The 18,166-nt window shown below is 49.6% G+C and carries 17 protein-coding genes; 2 read left to right on the top strand and 15 right to left on the bottom strand.

Features of this window, described 5'->3' with window-relative positions; translation table 11 throughout:
* Nucleotides 1-7: 7 nt before the first annotated feature.
* The 7 genes from MCJ35_RS17910 to MCJ35_RS17940 form a co-directional block, all read right to left on the bottom strand.
* Nucleotides 8-1,345: an ABC transporter permease subunit gene (locus MCJ35_RS17910; RefSeq protein ID WP_025486104.1), complete on the bottom strand. Its 1,338-nt coding sequence runs from the start codon at nucleotides 1,343-1,345 to the stop codon at nucleotides 8-10.
* A gap of 2 nt (nucleotides 1,346-1,347) precedes the next feature.
* A complete protein-coding gene (locus tag MCJ35_RS17915) occupies nucleotides 1,348-2,430 on the bottom strand; it encodes an ABC transporter permease subunit (RefSeq protein WP_008718891.1) in 1,083 nt (360 codons plus the stop codon).
* Nucleotides 2,431-2,432: 2 nt separating this feature from the next.
* Nucleotides 2,433-4,034, bottom strand: coding sequence for a sugar ABC transporter ATP-binding protein (locus MCJ35_RS17920; protein ID WP_008718892.1), 1,602 nt, complete (start codon nucleotides 4,032-4,034; stop codon nucleotides 2,433-2,435).
* A gap of 157 nt (nucleotides 4,035-4,191) precedes the next feature.
* Complete coding sequence (locus MCJ35_RS17925; protein ID WP_025486102.1) at nucleotides 4,192-5,412, bottom strand: DUF3798 domain-containing protein; 1,221 nt, start codon at nucleotides 5,410-5,412, stop codon at nucleotides 4,192-4,194.
* A 396-nt stretch (nucleotides 5,413-5,808) separates the two neighbouring features.
* On the bottom strand, nucleotides 5,809-6,489 hold the full coding sequence (locus tag MCJ35_RS17930; RefSeq protein ID WP_025486100.1) for a FadR/GntR family transcriptional regulator: 681 nt from the start codon (nucleotides 6,487-6,489) through the stop codon (nucleotides 5,809-5,811).
* A gap of 421 nt (nucleotides 6,490-6,910) precedes the next feature.
* On the bottom strand, nucleotides 6,911-7,441 hold the full coding sequence (locus MCJ35_RS17935) for a GNAT family N-acetyltransferase (RefSeq protein ID WP_025486099.1): 531 nt from the start codon (nucleotides 7,439-7,441) through the stop codon (nucleotides 6,911-6,913).
* Nucleotides 7,442-7,699: 258 nt separating this feature from the next.
* Nucleotides 7,700-8,338 carry a hypothetical protein gene (locus MCJ35_RS17940; protein WP_025486098.1) on the bottom strand — a complete coding sequence of 213 codons (639 nt, stop codon included), beginning with the start codon at nucleotides 8,336-8,338 and terminating at the stop codon, nucleotides 7,700-7,702.
* A gap of 311 nt (nucleotides 8,339-8,649) precedes the next feature.
* Here MCJ35_RS17940 and MCJ35_RS17945 point away from each other — a divergent pair, with 311 nt between their 5' ends.
* Together MCJ35_RS17945 and MCJ35_RS17950 are read left to right on the top strand one after the other, a co-directional pair.
* Entirely contained in the window at nucleotides 8,650-9,159 is a 510-nt protein-coding gene (locus MCJ35_RS17945) for a DedA family protein (protein WP_008718902.1), read from the top strand.
* Nucleotides 9,160-9,171: 12 nt separating this feature from the next.
* On the top strand, nucleotides 9,172-10,440 hold the full coding sequence (locus MCJ35_RS17950) for a glycosyltransferase (RefSeq protein WP_025486097.1): 1,269 nt from the start codon (nucleotides 9,172-9,174) through the stop codon (nucleotides 10,438-10,440).
* Nucleotides 10,441-10,479: 39 nt separating this feature from the next.
* Here MCJ35_RS17950 and MCJ35_RS17955 read toward each other — a convergent pair whose 3' ends face one another.
* The 8 genes from MCJ35_RS17955 to MCJ35_RS17990 all read right to left on the bottom strand — a co-directional run bounded on the left by MCJ35_RS17955 (nucleotide 10,480) and on the right by MCJ35_RS17990 (nucleotide 18,154).
* Entirely contained in the window at nucleotides 10,480-11,037 is a 558-nt protein-coding gene (locus MCJ35_RS17955) for a transglutaminase domain-containing protein (protein WP_162158544.1), read from the bottom strand.
* A gap of 260 nt (nucleotides 11,038-11,297) precedes the next feature.
* A complete protein-coding gene (locus MCJ35_RS17960) occupies nucleotides 11,298-12,701 on the bottom strand; it encodes a sugar transferase (RefSeq protein ID WP_025486093.1) in 1,404 nt (467 codons plus the stop codon).
* A 77-nt stretch (nucleotides 12,702-12,778) separates the two neighbouring features.
* Entirely contained in the window at nucleotides 12,779-13,288 is a 510-nt protein-coding gene (locus MCJ35_RS17965) for a hypothetical protein (protein ID WP_025486092.1), read from the bottom strand.
* Nucleotides 13,289-13,338: 50 nt separating this feature from the next.
* On the bottom strand, nucleotides 13,339-13,515 hold the full coding sequence (locus tag MCJ35_RS17970; protein ID WP_008718910.1) for a hypothetical protein: 177 nt from the start codon (nucleotides 13,513-13,515) through the stop codon (nucleotides 13,339-13,341).
* Nucleotides 13,516-13,553: 38 nt separating this feature from the next.
* The gene (locus MCJ35_RS17975) at nucleotides 13,554-15,227 is read right to left on the bottom strand and encodes an EAL domain-containing protein (protein ID WP_025486091.1); all 1,674 of its coding nucleotides are present in this window, start codon (nucleotides 15,225-15,227) and stop codon (nucleotides 13,554-13,556) included.
* A gap of 24 nt (nucleotides 15,228-15,251) precedes the next feature.
* A complete protein-coding gene (locus tag MCJ35_RS17980) occupies nucleotides 15,252-16,250 on the bottom strand; it encodes a radical SAM protein (RefSeq protein ID WP_025486089.1) in 999 nt (332 codons plus the stop codon).
* A gap of 11 nt (nucleotides 16,251-16,261) precedes the next feature.
* A complete protein-coding gene (locus MCJ35_RS17985; protein ID WP_240299601.1) occupies nucleotides 16,262-17,467 on the bottom strand; it encodes a glycosyltransferase in 1,206 nt (401 codons plus the stop codon).
* Nucleotides 17,468-17,488: 21 nt separating this feature from the next.
* Nucleotides 17,489-18,154: an acylneuraminate cytidylyltransferase family protein gene (locus tag MCJ35_RS17990; protein WP_008718915.1), complete on the bottom strand. Its 666-nt coding sequence runs from the start codon at nucleotides 18,152-18,154 to the stop codon at nucleotides 17,489-17,491.
* Nucleotides 18,155-18,166: the final 12 nt, after the last annotated feature.

Consider the following 18,166-nt stretch of genomic DNA (forward strand, 5'->3'; position numbering starts at 1 on the left):
GTCCCTCCTATTTTGCATCCAGTTCAGCCAGCTGCTGACGGTTTTCTTCTTCAATCCTTCTCCTGTCCGCTGCAATCTTCTTCCATGCATACAGGATCAGCGATACCGCGATGATGCCGTAACACAGGAATACCCGGAAATACTCGCCCAGCTGGGGATCGTTAAAGAGCACCTTGCCGGCCAGGGGGGTGATGAAGAACAGGATATGGAACAGGATGGTTCCTGAGAACACCTGGCCCATGGTTGCCTTGTCAATGGACGCGCCGCCCACCAGCAGGGCTGCCACGGCATAGGTCCCCACCTGTTCGTGGCTGTTGAAGGTCTGCACATTACCGATGTTCTGAAGGAAAATGATCTGCCCCCAGGACGCAATCACGGTTGACAGCACGGTCGCCACGATACGCGTCTTATCCACATTGATACCGGCCGCCGTGGCCACCTGCATGTTCATGCCCACGGTCCTGATGTCCTGTCCAAGCTTTGTCTTTGTGATGAACACCACCAGAAGGCAGACAACCGCAATCACGATGGCTGTAAGCATGGGAATCTGTACAATGAAAAATGCCTTCTGCACGGATTTAACGGTCTTCATGAGGATCTGGAGCACTGCAAGGAGAATGCTGGCCGCCAGAAATCCTTTGGTCGTAAACAGGGCTTCCCTGACATCTGATTTCTTTTTCACTATCTTATAAGCCAGGATACACACGGTCACCGCCGCAAAAGCAGCCAGCAGCCATGGAAGCAGCTTCACGAACATCACCTTCCATGCATTGTCCACCGCGTACTTTGTCTCGGCGTGGAAATCAATGGTGTTCCTCAGGCCCACATAGATGGTCTCGCCTGCCTCGTTCTGGGAATTCAGCATGATTTCGGGGTTTACCATCGGGATGACGCTTCCTACCATGAAGATGAAAATCAGGTCATATACACCCACGGCAAAGAACCCAAGTATCATGCCCGTGATCATTTCCTGTCCCTTTACCTTATTAAAAAGGATTCCTGTAAGGGTTCCAAGGACAATGGACAGGACCGTTGCAATGATGCCAGCCAGGATGATACCCTTTAAGCCGTCATAACTCCAGTGGGTAATCAGGATCAGTCCGATTTCACCTGCCATGGCGCCCAGCACGATACTGAAGTTCAGTCCCATGCCGCACAGCACCGGGAGGATCAGGGATACAATGAGGATTGCGTTCCTGCCAACACGTGATACGGTCTCTGTGATCACATAGCCCGCATTCTGTCCGGATATCTTAATGCTTGCCAGACACAGTACGGTGAAAAGGATAGGGACCATATTGCCCTGAAGGAAGTCTAACACTTTATTACGTTTCTTATTTTCCATGGTTATTTTCCTCCATTCGCTCTAATTTTGGTCAATGCGTACAGGATGATGCCGTTCTGGACAATGATGCGGACCACCTCAGAGATACTTCCCGCATTGATGACCGCATTGGCAACCGGGGTTGCCAGGGTCAGAAGGCACTGGAACAGGATGACCCCCAGGACCACATTGAATACGCTTGCTTTTTTCGGTGTGGCGCCGCCAATCAGGATTGCTGCCATGGCTGGAAACGCCATCATCAGCGGAGCTGAATAGAACTGGTAAAAACCATAACTCTGTGAATAGATGTTAATGCCGATGGCCGCAATCACGGTGGAGGCCACGATACCCATGGTGCGGACCTTGTTGTTATTCACGCCCAGGGTCCTGGAAAAGCCCGGGTTCACGCCGCTGCAGCGCATGATGACCCCTGCCTTTGTCTTCATGAACAGCCACATGAGAAGGCAGCCCACTGCAAATACCAGCAAAAGTCCGGTTGACACGGAGAAATCCTTCCAATACGGATTGTTCTGCAGGATACCCATCTGCTTAAAATCAATCCTCAGGAAATTATCCAGCACTTTGTCATAGTTTTCTTCCAGCGTCATGGTCGTACGCAGTCCCACGCCCGTGATGGGCCACACAATCTTGGGATTGTTGTACGGAAGCACCAGCCAGGCAATGGACATCAGGGATACGATGGAGAACGCCATATAGTTTCCGACCGTCATCTCAGAGCCTTTTACATTATTAAGCAGCACCGCGTAAAAATACCCCGCTATGAGGGCAAATGGCACCGATACGATACACGCGCCCCAGAACCCCGCCAGACCGCTCCAGTTAAACTGGACCGCGATGGAGCCGCCCAGAAGGCCGCAGAGGATGCCGATGGGAAGGCCGAAGTTCAGTCCGGCCCCGCAGACAATGGAGACCATCATGGCCAGGACCAGGAATCCGTTCATGCCGATACGCACCAGGCAGTCTGAATATATCATGCCGGGATTGATTCCCAGAGGGAATACGGAAACCATGAGCACCAAAAGGAATCCAATTACCACAAGGCGCGAAACGCCCAGGAAGTTAACAGCTCTTTTTATCTGGTTCATTCTTATATCGCCTCCTCATCTGCATCTACCAGCTTAGAACCGCTCATCAGCAGTCCGAATTTGTAGTCCTTATCATCGGAACGGAGGATTCCGGCTATCTTTCCCTCCGTGACAATGGCAATGCGGTTGCACACGGAACGCAGCTCTGCCAGCTCACTGGAGGTAATGATGACTGTAACCCCTTTTTCCTTATTCAGCTTCATCAGGGAATCCAGTATCATCTTCTTTGCGCCGATATCAATACCCCTGGTGGGCTCCGATACAAACAGGATATCCGGCTCCAGGGTCAGTGCCCTGGCAATACACACCTTCTGCTGGTTGCCTCCTGATAAACTCTTTACCGGCTGTGCATGTCCGGTACAGCGGATATCCAGGTCCTTAATCATCTTTTTTGCATATTCAACGGCGCCCTTCTTATCATAAAAGGGGATGCCGAACTTTTTCACGATGAACTTGTCCTTTGTCTTAAGGGCCGCAATGGAAATGTTCAGCTCAATGGACTCGTCCAGCATCAGGCCCACGCCGCGCCTGTCCTCAGACACAAATGCAATCCCGTCGTCCAGGGTGTCCTTTGTCTTTGTCACATCCAGGACCTTGCCGTGTACCTTCACCTCACCCTTGGAAGGATAAAGCCCCATGACCCCGTTGGCAATGCTGATTTTCCCATGTCCGGCCAGTCCTCCGATTCCGAAAATCTCGCCTTTCTTTACCTGGAAGGACACATCCCTGGCAACCTCGCCGGGCATGCTGACCCCGAAATGGTTGAATTCCAGGCAGATTTCCTCATTTTCCACCTCATGGCCCATCTCACGGTTCAGTATCTCAACCTCGCGGCCTACCATAAGCTGTGACATCTTAACCGTGCTCAGGTCAGCCGTGTGGTAATCCCCCACCATCTCGCCGTCCCTGAGGACAAACACGTGATGGGTATTATTCTTCACCTCATCCAGCTTATGGCTGATGAAAATGAAAGCAATCCCGCGTTCAGCCACGGAGCGCACACAGGCCAGGAACTGCTCTGCCTCTGTCTCGGTAAGCACCGCGGTGGGTTCGTCCAGCACGATCAGCTTGGTATTCTTTTTATCCAGCTCCCTGGCAATTTCCACAAACTGCTTATATCCCACCGGAAGGCTTCCCACCCTGGTCCTGTCGCTGAGTTCAATTCCCAGGGAATCCAGGGTGGCCCTGGACTCCTTGTGCATGGACGCCCTGTCCACCAGGTCCAGGCGTTTGCCAAAGACCAGGCTGGCCGGTGTCTTTTTCACATTCTCCCTGTTCAGCTTAATGTTTTCAGCCACATCATAGCCGTCAATCAGCATGAACTCCTGATGCACCATGCCGATTCCGTATTTCATGGCCTCTATGGGGGATTTGATATGTACTTCCTCTCCGTCAATCAGGACGCTGCCCTTAAAGCCTCCCGTCTGCTGGATTGCGGGCATGCCGAAGAGGATATTCATGATGGTGGATTTTCCAGCGCCGTTTTCCCCAATCAATGCCACAATCTCACCTGGCTTCACTTTTATGCTCACATCCTTCAGGACTTTATTTCCAAAGAAATCCTTTTCAATGTGATTCATCTCTAATATGTATTTACTGCTCAATGTTCTTCTCCTTTCCAGTAACCCGTAGCTATCCCAGGGTTTTACTTACCTGTCTTTTATAAAAGGAAGGGATGCTGCTTATCTGCATCCCTTCCTTTTGAAAGCATCAGGGAAGTTTCGTTCCCCATATAAAAATTGATAGAGAGAGATTTAATCCTTAAAATCTTTCGTAGCTACACATGATGAAGAAGCCGTTGTCATATGTGGTTCCGCCGTCCGTGATGTTCTCTACGTCCACTTCGCCGCCTGCTGCTTCGCTCAGGGTCTGCTTAAATACTTCTGCATCCAGCTTCTCTCCGTTTGTCTTGCCTTCACAGAACGCTTCAGCATAAGCATAGCTTCCTGTCATGAACAGGGTCATAAGCGGTGCGGTCCATGTTCCCATGTGGCCTGTCATATCTGCCTCTGCCAGTTTCTCAGAAATGGCGTTCATCATGTAATCGGAATCATATAACTTGTCAGCCGGTACCTCAATGCCCAGGGCTGATGGGAAACCGACGAATGGGGAAGGATCGGACGGCATGGTGAAGTAGGACTTTGTGTTAACCACGCACTTGATCATCGGCTCCTGCTGGCTGGTATTGGTGCCAAAGAAAGCGGTCTCCGTGCCATACTGGTCAACTGCGCGCGGAACATCCTCTAATACGAACTGCTGTGTTCCGGAGGTACCTGCATCTGACATGGGGTCAGGTGTGGTGGTCTCTACCAAGGTCAGGCCCAGCTCTGCGCAGCGGTCCTTCATGTTCTGCAGACGGTCAGCGGTTGGCTGCCATGCCAGATGACGGGGGAAGGAGTAGTGCACGAATGTCTTAGCGCCCATATCGCTTAACTCATCCACCATCTGGAAGCCCATCTTCGGAACGTTGGAATGATAGAAAACGTCACAGTTTGAAGATGTTGTGGCGGAATCATCCTGGTAGCCTGCTGCAATCAGAAGGATGTCAGGACGTACCTCACGGATCTTCTGGCATGCTGCCGCAGTGCCCTGTACGGCCTGGCTGAAGATGATTGCCTTCACATCCGGGTCAGAGGCAAGGCTCAGGGCTGTGGAAATGGTTGTCTCCTGCTCAGTTGCAAATTTATCAGGGAAGGTTGCCAGCACAACCGTATCCGGATGCTGTTCCTGAAGCATCTCAGCCGCACGGTAGCTCTCCTCACTCTGTGAAACTGTCGTGGTCATGATACCGATCTTGTAATCGCCTGCTGCTTCCGCAGGAGCCTCGCTGCCCTCAGCTGCCCCGCTGTCTGCCGCTGCCTCGGCTGCCGTTGTCCCGGACGCTGCTGCTGTGGTAGCCGGTGCCTGGGAGCCGCCGCCACAGGCCACAAGACCTGCCATCATGGTGATTGACAGCATTACTGATAGAATTTTCTTTCTCATAATCAAAATCCTCCTTTTGTATGATGCTTAACGTTTCATTAAGCTGGCATTCGTGCCATTAATATGTCATTACCCGCCTAAATCCTCCCCTTGTTCTTAAAAAGGACTTTTGCCAAATAGGTATGACGTATCGCTAATTTGTATTATAGCAACATGCTAATCGAACGTCAATATTTTTTTGTTCATTATCATAATAATGTTAGTTTTACCTATATTTCTTCTTATTTTTTGGTTATTTTGCATGTTTTTTTACCTTTTCCAAGCAATGGGAGGGGGCTTTAAAATAAAAAAAAGATATGATGACTTTCTGCATTTTACAAAATCATCATACCACCTTGTTATTATTGTTTCCTATTATCACTGTAACCAGACAGAGTTTACAGGCTTTCACAGCCATCATAGCGGCTGTGAAAGCCTCCTTTTATTAGCCATGACATGCAGCATCATGGACTCCCTTGCATCCCGGCAGTCATGCCGCTTAATTGCCTCCGTTATCTCCCTGTGCCCCACCACGGTTTCCTCCAATAAGGTATAGTTGGTAAGTTCCGAAAAAATCCGTACGGAAGATGCAATAATCGGAATGATATTGGCTGCAATATAATTTTGGCTGCACACTGCTATCTGTGAATGGAAGGCCACATCACTTTTTACATGGGACTTCCCGCTTCTAATACAATATTCCACTTCCAGGCACCGCTGTTCCAGTTCCCTGATATCATCTTCTTTTGCGTACTGGGCAGCCAGGGCAGCAATTTCAGGCTCAATGATGATCCTCATGTCCACCAGGTCCTTTACAGCCTTCTCTTTGTTCTCTATAAGGCAAAGCCCCAGCGGGTCATCCGATACCCCGTACTTTTCACAGACAAATGTACCCGCCCCCTGCTTTACCGTTACAATGTTCCTGGACTCCAATATCCTGACCGCCTCCCTGATAGTTCCCCTGCCCACATATAACATCTGTGCAAGTGAATGCTCATTGGGAAGCTTGTCACCCTTTTGCAGCTTCTTCTCCAATATGTATTCAATGAGGCGCTCCGATACCTTCTCAGGCAGCGAACGTTCATCCTGTTTCTCCATGGTCCCCTCCAATTCCAATCACTCTCCCGGCTATGCCATTTCCATTTATTGCATACGCGCTTCTAATCCATATTATTCGGTCGGCCGCCTGTTGTCAAGACAGATTATCCGCTATAATATGGAACAGAAGTGATTATGACACAAGAAAGCAGAGCATTCAGAATTGTCTATTTCCTATTGGATGGAGGTCAATCCATTATATGGGGAAATATGTTTTGAAACCATGGCGGACAGCAGGTGTATTGAAATCCTTCACATCGGCGCATAGGATGACGAACCTGGTTCTTTTGAGATAATGGATGGATATGCAGAAAAATGACTTGAAACGCCGTAAAGGCTGCCACAGGTAGATTCAGCTGCAGCAACTGATGCGGTTGTAGCTTTACCGGTTCCAGATGAGCCGGTAACTACAACCCATGATTCACATACCATGATCTAAATCCAACTCAAAAAATATCTGTTCCTCCGGAATCAGCCCCTGAAGCATGACGCTGGCAATGCCTGCATACCGGAATCCCAGCTTTGTGTAAAGTGCAGAAGCCGGTTGATTGCCCGCATATGTATCCAGGCGCATTACCCTGCACTTCATCCGCCTTGCCTCCTCTATGGCGTAGCGCACCATCTTTGTTCCGTATCCGCGTCCGGCGTTTGAGGGCGGTATGCACAGTGTATGCAGTATCAGGACCTCATCATCCCTGGCCGGATATTCCCAGGCAATCCCGTAATATTCCTCGGACTGCACCTGGTTCAGTATCATGCTGGCACAGATTCCGCCATCACACTCCATTACATAGAGCGTCCCGGCCCTACAGCTGTCCTCAGCCACGCTTCTGGTGGGGTACACGCCCAGCACCCAGTTGGAGTTGCTGCCGTTATCCTTTTCATGGGTCAATAACTCTGTGTAGCCCCGCTCCACCGCATCAATATCATGTTCCGTTGCTTTCCTTATCATCACTCATCCTCCAGGCAGGTTATATAGAGGAAAATGCTTCCTCCCAGCGCCGGACACAATGGACGGCGCAATTAAATCCCAGTATACACTATATGGAGATATAAGTAAAACCTCATTTTCATACACACCTTCAATCATGGTCCAGATAGACCGCAATGTCTACCGGTAACCTCCATCCCCGCCAGCTAAGTTTACAGGCCTTCCTCCTCCACCGATGCAGGTACTATTAATTGGCCTGTATACATCTGGAACATGCCATTATATAAACCCGTACAAAACATGTTTCAATTCCCCGGCAAATTCCTCATCATCCAAATCCCAGGGAAATGATTGGATTTTTTCAAACACATTGTTCCCTGCCGCCTCAATATTGTCCGTCCACTTAATAACCAGAAATGTCCTGGATGGTAATTTTAAGACACTTAAGCGGAAATATACCCCGTTCAGCATCCAGCACGGACCGGAACGCATCGTAATCCGTTCTGCCCCAAATGACTGAAGTATCGTCCTGACGGTTCTCCCGCGGACTTTTGCAGTGGCTGCGTGCTTCCTGGGCGCATTTCCAACAGGCTTATCTGACGCCAAATTCCGCTTTTTAACCGCTTCAAACTGCTCGGTCAATGTGCCATGCTCCTCATCATGACGCTTCTTTGCCCGGTCATTCAACCGATATGCCACGTAAAGCATGAACAGGCCCAAGATACCCGTCATACAGAACAGGATGTCCTCAAGGTTCCATATGATTTCCAAACCGCCAGCCGCAGCCAAAAGGCGCATTCCACCCATAAAAACAAAAATCATTCCCAAGTTACCAATCAGCGTTGCGGTGTCGCTGTAGTGGTAAATGATACATCCCCATCTTATATGACTGTACCAGGATATTTTCTTCTGTTCCATATCTGCTCCGTATCATGATGCTGCAGGCCTGACGGGCCAAGGCGCCTGCCTGACAGTAAATGTTTCTTATAACTCCATCATATCACATACCGGCAATAAAATCACTTATCTGTATATCCTCTCCTGCCTGCACATAAGTGGCAATATCCTATTTTTACATAGCATATTAATTCCAACAACAGAAATTCCCGGATTTTTCTTAATAAGGGACAGGTGATTACTTATAACTTCTTTAGAAATATTTTTGCTTTTTCTATGGGGCCTGTTTAGATTCCTGACTTATGATATGGTCCATCAGGAGGACGCATAATATGGATATTCAGGTATTAACACAATATTTCCTGCAATATGGAGCTGTTTTTATATTTGTCATCATTCTTTTGGAATACATGAACCTTCCGGGATTTCCGGCAGGAATCATCATGCCGCTGGCGGGCATATGGGCAGCCAGGGGACAGATCAGTTTTTTCATGGTAATGGCCCTGGCCCTGGCGGCCGGGCTTCTGGGAAGCTGGATTTTATACGGCATCGGCCGGATGGGCGGGAACCTGTTTCTGGACCGCTATCTGGAACGTTTCCCCAAACATGAACCAGTCATCCGGAAAAATTTTGACCTGATCAGGACCAGGGGCGCAACAGGAATCTTCATCAGCAAGCTGATTCCCATGATCCGTACCATTATCTCCATTCCTGCCGGCGTTATCCGGATGAATTTTGTTAAATACACCATAAGTTCAGCCCTCGGCATCTTTGTATGGAATTTTTTCCTGATTGGGGCAGGGTATATGATGGGTGACCAGGTGTTTCATCTGTTATCATAGGAGGAGGTCCACATGAATATTGCAATGTTTACCAACAATTATAAACCATTTATTGGAGGGGTGCCGATTTCCATTGAACGGCTGTCGGAAGGCTTGAGGTCACTTGGGCATAAGGTGACCGTCTTTGCCCCGGAACCAGATGGCAGACTGTCAGGGAATCCTGAAGAGGATGTGGTTCGTTTTAAGGTTATTTACCGGAAGGCGGACCGGGGGATGGCCCTGGGAAACTGTTTTGATAAGAAAATTGAGACATGTTTCAGGGATGGGGAATTTGACGTGATCCATGTCCACCATCCTGTACTGGTGGGACAGACCGCCCTGTATCTGGGAAAGAAATACAATATACCTGTGGCCTACACCTACCACACCCGGTATGAGGAATATCTCCACCATTTTAAATTATATGAGGCCATGGCTTCCGAGGAATATCCGGTAAGCTGGATTGCAAGGTACGGAAAGGAGGTCCTGGTGCCATCCCTTATCACCGCTTTCACCAACAAGTGCGGCCTGGTATTTGCCCCTACCAACACCATAAAGGAGCATCTTCTGGAACAGGGAACCAAAACCAGGATATCCGTACTGCCCACAGGGCTGGACCAGGCTGCATTTGAATCCGATAAGATACATTCCGCCGGAATCAGGGCTTTGTACAGTGACGGATGTCCATACCTGTTCGCCACCACCGCCCGTCTGGAGAAGGAAAAGAACCTGGAGTTCCTTCTGCGGGGAGCAGCATGTCTCAAGGGCATACTGGGCGAGGGATTCCGTTTGATGGTGATTGGGGACGGCACCGAGAGGGCCCGCCTGGATGAATTAGCCGGATTGCTTGGAATCAGCCGCCAGATTGTATTTACAGGGAAGATTGAGAATACCCAGGTACGGCATTATCTGAATGCGGCAGATGCCTTTCTTTTCACATCCAGGTCTGAAACTCAGGGAATCGTGCTCCTGGAGGCCATGGCTGCGGGATGTCCCGTAACAGCCGTACGGGCAAGCGGTGTGGTGGATGTGGTCAGGCAGGGGGTAAACGGGTATATGACCGCAGAAGATCCGGATGCCTTTGCCGCGGCTGCAGCCCGGCTGGTCCTGGATCAGGATGTATGGTCCAGGATGTCAGATGAAGCCCGCAGGACGGCCCAATCATATGAATCCGGACGGATTGCAGCCTTGGCGGCAGAACAGTACGGATTCATGATTAGGCAGAAGAAGGATGCCGGTTATGGGGAACATGGAAAAAGAATGTCTGTACCGTCTATTCTGCGGTTATTCGGAGCGGCCTGACCGGGCGGGGTGGCGGTTTACCGATTTACTGGTAAGCCATCACCACACATGGTCCATCCTCATCCTTGCCTCCAAAACCAGCAGCCATCGGTCAGACCCTGCCATGCTGTTCCAGGTTACATCTACGTATTCCCAGCCGTCTCCCAGCTTTACACGGTTCCACATATGAAGTTTGCCGTCCGTGTATCCTCTTACATTTTCGCATATGATCCCAGAGTAGCTGCACAGGGCAAGAAAAGCCCTTGCATAACCGTTGCATGTAGAGGTGCCCTCCATGATATTGGAATAACAGCTGGATTTCTCCAGGGTGGTATCATATACGGCGTTTGCGGCTATCCAGCCGTTTATGGCTATCACCTTATCCCGTTCCGCCATCCCGTCCAATGTCCGGCTGAAACGGATTAATTCCGATTCCACCGCCTCCTGCATCCTGTATATCTCACCAGGGTTGTCCAGCCGTACCTGCAGGATATACTGTCCCTGCACATTGGACGGTAAATAGGAAAGCAGCAGCCTGCCCGTATAATCGTAGTTCTGATAGACGTACCGGGCAAATGCGTTGACTTCCTCCATATCCCCGGAAAATCCCGGAACCATAACAAAAACCGGCTCATTTCCCAATTCTGGCAACTGGGAGAAGAGCCGGTGCATGCAATATTCGTATTCTGGTATATAATTGCTTTTTTTCTGTGTATAAGCAGAGGGGTCCTCAGGCAATTGGACTGTCTCAGCGCGGACCCTACTCATATCTGCAGGTATGTATGTAAGGGCGATTAAAAGCATCAGCCCCAGACCGGCCCGCATGATTGCGCGGAAAACGGCCTGCCCGGACCTCCTCCCTTTCCTGCCGGGCCTTATCATACGCTTCCCCTGCGTTTCAGGATTACAAGAATTGTCTTAAAAATAATCTTCACATCCATTTCCAGGTCCCACTGATCTATATACTGCCCGTCCAGTTTCACCACTTCCTCAAAGTCCGTAATATCGCTTCTCCCGCTTATCTGCCACAATCCGGTTATTCCCGGTTTCATGGCCAGACGCTTTTTATGGGAAAAGCTGTAGGCTTCATATTCATCCACGGTTGGCGGCCTTGTCCCCACCAGGCTCATGTCCCCTCTGAGTACATTAAAGAACTGGGGAAATTCATCCAGGCTGGTCCTCCTTATGAAATGGCCGATTCCCGGGATGATCCTGGGGTCATCATCCATTTTAAACATGTTTCCCCGGATTTTATTACGGGACATGAGCATTTCCTTTTGTTCATCCGCGTCCATGACCATGGAACGGAATTTATATATACGGAATTTACGCCCGTTCTTACCTACCCTTATCTGCGAGAAGAGGACAGGGCCAGGGGATTTAAAGAAAATCATGGGACCAATCATGAGTCCAATCACAAGGGTCATCACACATCCCACTGCGCCGCCCAGGATATCCAGGAGCCGTTTGCAGAACAGACGCCGCATGGGTATCTCCCGGTTAAAGCAGGTTATCACGTTCATGTTGCTGACCCGCTCCAGTGTTTTCCTGGGGATATCCTGCAAAAACTGTTCCATGTAGATATGGACCACCATACCGATGGACAGGAACTGTTTCGCCAGCTCCGCCTCCTGCCTGGGGTCATCCGGAATGCTTAAAAGTATCTCATCAACAATATGTCCTGTTATGTATTCTGATAACCCGTCCATGGAGCAGCTGACCGGGACTCCCTGGATTGTCTGTCCCTTCATGTCGCGGTCCGTAATTGCCACTCCCTGGATTTTGAAGATGGTCAGGATCCTGGAGGACAACTGCCTGATCAGGATTCCCGCCTGCTGTTCCGTTGCAATTACCATGATGGTCCTGGCGTATTTGATATTCTGGAATTTCCGGCGCAGACAGTTCTTAATCATCAGCCGTTCCGCATACATGAACAGGATCCCCACAAAAAACGTGGCAAACAGGACCAGGCGGGAAAACAGTCCGACAAGCCGGAAGGAGAACAGGCATATGACCTCCGTGGCAAAGATTATGGTCATCTGATGGATGACCGCAATGATTTCCTTCAGATATCCCCTGTGCAGGATATTCCTATAACCATCCGTCAGGAATGCAACTGATAACGTGATGATGACCAGAAGCAGACCCAGCTGGACATAATACACATACAGCACCGGATTCAGTTTGTCCTGGTTCAATAACACCATCAGGAACTGGGCCAGGCCTAAGGCCACCATATCCCCAATGATAAAATCCAGATGTTTCGTCCTTGCGTTCTTCATTCCGCGCCTCCCCTTATGGATTCACGCCCGCCCTGCCGGTCCCTGGGGCCGGACAGGCTCCCCCAGGCAGTACCTGTCTATACGATTTCTATCATCTGCACCATGCGCATCAGTTCCAGCGCACTTCTGAAGTTCACATCCACGCTGTTGGTCAGCCTGCCCCTGATGCTGCCCTGCATAGTGGAATTCTGACGGTATTTTACAATTGCAATCAGCACTTCCTTTGCCTTTCGCGCCTCCGGGAAAGGCACCAGGCTGCTTCGTTCCAGCAACCTGTCCTTTAAGCCCTGTGGATGGGCAGCCGCGGCGCTTTCATATCTTTTTTTCATTTCCTTATTCATGAAACGTGGGTCTGTCGTGCGCTGGGGCGCACCCAGCCAGTTACAGATTTCATCCATTTTCAGTACCATGTCCCCGGTGCCGGTAAACGGTACCGGGTCTTTCAGATAATAACTGCAGATATGGCCATGGACGCCATCCTGGGTCTTTCCCTGCATACAGATAAGCATGATGCTGAACCAGCCTGAGGCGGCCATATCTTCAAGGTACTTATCAATATCCTGACTGCTGTCTTCGTTCTGTTTCATAACGTAACTCCTTTTCTTAATGTATGTATGCTCCATCCACTCCGGCCCGCCTATAAACTCCTGCAGAAGAATACAGTATCGTCCGGTATCAGCGAAAGTTTCTTAATCATTTTCCTGTCCAGACAGTCCTTCACCCTATAGGGCGTTATGCTGAACCCATACTGTTTTAAATGCTCTGCACAGTCCATCCCGTAAAGGCGGATTTTCTTACGTATTTCCTCTTTCATGGATATAAACTCCTTCGTATTGCTTTATCCGCTGGATCTTATAATCTGTATATATACTTTTTCTCATATTCTTCCTGGGGCATGGGCCTGGCATAGTAATACCCCTGGACATAATTGCACCCTATTTTGTAAAGGAAACGCTTCTGTTCCTGGGTTTCAACCCCTTCCATTATGACAGGCATCCCCAGGTTATTGGCCATCTGGATTACGGATTCCAGTATGATTTTCCCCTTGCCGGGCGATTCCCCGCCGGACAGGAACTGCATGTCAATCTTAAGCACATCCACATCGATATCCTTTAACATGTTCAGGGAAGAATACCCGCTGCCGAAATCGTCCATCAGCAGTATGAAGCCTGCCTGGTGCAGCTTCCTGACTGCTTCCTGGATTAATTCCGGGTCGGACACATATGCACTTTCCGTTATCTCCAGGTTCAGCAGGCCGATGGGCACGCCGTACTGTTCAATGAGGCCGGACAGTATGTCCGCCAGCCTGGGGTTATAAAGGCTGATCCTTGAGATGTTCACCGTGATGGGATCCAGACAGATCCCATCCCCAAGCCATTTGTGTATGAGCTGGCATACATGCTCCCACACATAGTAATCCAGCCTGGAAATGAAGCCGTTCTTTTCAAAAATAGGTATGAAATGTTTCGGGGGCATCAGGCCCGTGTCGGGATGTTTCCAGCGTACCAGCGCTTCCGCCCCTATATCCCTGTCATTGGCAATATCAAATTTAGGCTGGAAATACACCACAAACTGTTCCTCGTCCATGGCGGTCTGCATACTGCTGACAATGGCTGCCTCCTCCACTTCCCGGATTCCCTCATCCATATCATAGAATCCAAGGTAGGACGCAAACTTGTTCTTGCATTTCTTGCTGCCGATAAAAGCCCTTATGTACATTTCCTCCACTGCAAGGTCAGGTTCTTCCACGATATAGGCGCCTACTGTGGGTTCCAGGAGATAATTCTTCTCAAACCCGGCCAGTCCCTCCTTTACCATCTGGACCTGCATGTGCAGCCTTTCACAGTCATAAGGCTCGCATATGCAGAATGTGTCTGCATTAATCCTTCCATAGGTACTGAACTCAAAGCAGCCGGCTATGCCCTCTATGATTTCCGCCATCGTTATAAGGAGCTTATCCCCCCTCAATTCACCGAATACGGCATTATACAGCCGGAACCGGTCTATGTCGAAACGCAGGAATACAAACAGGGTATCCATATGCCGGTCTATCATGCGCCTGGTCTCCGCAAACATCTTCTCACGGTTATACAGCCCCGTAAGCCTGTCCCGTTCACTCATATAGAGCAGTCCTTCATAAGACGGTATCCTGCAGTGCCGGACCGCACGGTCCAGCCGGTTCCTTAGTGTCTTAACCCGGATGGGCCTGGTCACATAATCCCATGCCCCATGGTCCAGGGCCTCCAGACCAGGATCCTCCTTTGCATCCTCCAGGATAACAAGGACCGGAATAGAGGCATATCCTGAGTTATGGATTTTATCCAGGAATCCCACTTCCCTGCCGTCCTGCTGCAGGTTTCCCAGCAGGATGGCATCCACCATACTTCCGCATGATATCTGCAGCATGGCGTCCCCTGCGCTTCCGGCTTCCAGGACCTTGTATTCTTCAGAAAGTATCTTCTTTACCGCCTCCCGCTCTCCGGGCCGGCTTTCAACCACCATTATGGTTTTTCTGTATTCATCCATGGCTTCCCTCCTTCCATCATCCATTTACCTGATAAAGGGATTTTCATCCAGGGAATACCTTCCGCCCTGCAGGAATTTATGTTTTATCACCCACCAGGCCGGTATCCATATATACCGGTGCATGGCAGGCGATGCGCTTCCAATCATCCAGCAGTTCCTGTCACATTCTTTTGTGATGCGCCGCACCTGCCTGGCCTGCTCTGAATTCCACAGTTCCTCCCACTCCTGTTCCTTCAGGTTTCCCATGACCGCCTTGTGCAGCATCCCGTTACACGGAATCACATCGCAGAACGGATCGATAAAAAATGCATTCCTGGACATATCGCACGGCAGAAGACGCTTATTGCCATATATGTAATTAATCAGGCCATGGTTGAAGTAGGCCCGGAACCATTTTTTCGGTGAATTGCTTTTGAGCAGTTCATTAATCAGCTTCTCAAAATTTTCAGCCACCCGTTTCCTCTCCACAATCCGGTTGTCATATTTCCTGAAATAAAAGGAATTGTGAAGGGCCGCGGTTGCAAACTCCATCCCCATCTTATCCGACAGAAGGTAAAGCGGGACCAGGTCACCACAGTTCATGTCCTGGACCGTCATTCCGAATCCCACGTCCGGGTGTCCCATCTCCACCAGGGCCGTCAGCGTCCCATATCCCCGCCTGTACCCATCCGGGATGCCCCTGATGCTGTCATTGGTCTTCTGAAGCCCTTCAATGCTGATGCGTATGCCCACCTTGGGAAATTCCCTGCACAGGCTGATGATACGGTCCGTAAAATAGCCGTTGGTGGAAATGACGATGCGGTCCGACTTTTTATACAGCTCCCTTACGATATCCGGTATATCCCTGCGGATGAAGGGTTCCCCTCCGGTTATATTGGTGAATGCCATTTCCGGAAGTTTCCTGATTACATCCAGGGTAATCTCCTCCTCCGGCTTAGTGGGATGTTTAAAACAGTCGCACATGTTACAGTGTGCATTGCAACGGTATGTCACAATCACGGTTCCATACAGGTTTCTTGCCATATTTCCTTACCTCACTGTTTTGTTTCATATAGTTTCAGCAGCTTGTCACAGTACATCTCCAAGGTGTCATACCGGATGTCCCCGCAGTTTTCCGCCCAACTGGCGCAAAGCCCCGGGGAATCCCACAGATGCCGTATCTTCTCTTTCAGCTCCTCCAGGTTTCCGCTGGCAAACAGGGAGCCGTTTACGCCTTCCTGTATCAACTCCGGGATTCCTCCAATCCTGGCCCCCAGCACAGGTGTCTTAAGAAGCTGGGATTCAATGACGGAAAACGGACAGTTTTCATAATATTCCGACGGATAAATGCTGAACCTGGCCTCCTGTATCAGCTGGGCCAGTGAATCCCCCTTAACGAATCCCACGTTCTTAATGTTAGGTATCCCGGTCACGCTGTCTGCCAGCGGTCCGTCCCCTGCAAAGACAAAGGGGATATCCGGCAGTTCCCTGCACGCCTTAAGAAGGGTCCCGATTCCCTTTTCCCTGGAATATCTTCCAAAATACAGGACATAGTCTTTCTTCCGGGCAGGTCCTGCCTCTATCCGGTCAGCAAAATTATGTAATGTAATGGTCTTATTCCTGAATAATTCTACCTGGTTCAATTTATCTTCCAGGAAATAGCTTGGACAGACAATCCGGTCAATGCAGCGGTAAACCTTCAGCCTTCTGTATATGGCTCCCTCGGCAGCACCCAGTATGCTCTTTACAAGGGACTGGTGGATACAGCGCTTCCTGATACAGCCAAAAAAACGGCCGCCCACACACTGCTCGCAGTTTTGTCCGTCCCCGGGGGAATTAAGCATATGGTTTGGACATATAAGCTGGTAATCATGGGCAGTGTACAGGACGGTTGTCCTTTTTCCCGTTTTTTTTTCAAAATCCCGGATACCATAGAGGATGGAAGGGGTCAGCTGATAATTAAAATTGTTGATATGGACCGCATCCGGCTTGAAATCCTCCAGGACACGCATCAGCTTTACCCTGGCTTCCCTGGAATATATGATTTTAAGTGGATACAGAAGACGCCTGTATCCGGTTGTGTGGAAATCCAGACTGGCTGTATATTGATTGATGCGGTTCCCAAGGGTGCGGCCTGGCTCATCCATGCCGAAATACTGGACCTGGTGGCCTTTCTGTTTCAGACAATCGCCAATCTTGATGATATAGGTTTCTGAGCCGCCCTTTGGCTTTAAGAATTTATTTACGATTAAAACCTTCATCCCGTCCTCCTGTCTGGGGATTCATCCGTTATAATGCCAATAGGTACTGCCTACGTACTCAGCCATTACCAAATCTTCTTCTGTATTGATGTCCACGGCTTCGAATTTCTGCACAAAGTAAATATACGGCTTCCTGCCGATACGGCAGCGGTACCGCTCCAGGGAATCCTTGGAAATCCCGTATAAGCCAGTGGTTTCCTCAATCACCGGCTGCATATCCTGGCTTCTCGGCAGGATACCCGGACGGTAGTTCACCGGCTGGCCATTGACCCAGTAAAAGCCGTGATTCTTCAATGCAGTAAAACAGGAATCATATGTCTCACTGTCAATCAGCGTATTGACACATTTTTTAATGGAATCCGCCTGAAGGTACGGCGCCGTGGCAAACAGCTGGAAATAGTAATCATATTCAGGATGAAGCTGATGGTGGTAAACAAGCAGGTCATTCCCATTGGCCGTATTATGTGTGAGCGCATCCAGGCGTTCAATCACATGAAGTCCATGATCAAGGGCATAGCCTGTGATTTCAGGACTGTTGGTATCAATATAAATGTCATCAAAGCAGTCCGCATCCATGGTATGTTCAATAATGTACTCATATAGCTTCTTGCCATTCAGCACCCGGAAGTTTTTGCCCGGGACACGTTCTGAATTGGCTTTGATAGGAATAAAACACGCAGTCTTCATAAGACAGTTCCT

The sequence above is a fragment of the Enterocloster sp. OA13 genome (genome assembly GCF_022440595.1).
GTDB lineage: Bacteria > Bacillota > Clostridia > Lachnospirales > Lachnospiraceae > Enterocloster > Enterocloster hominis.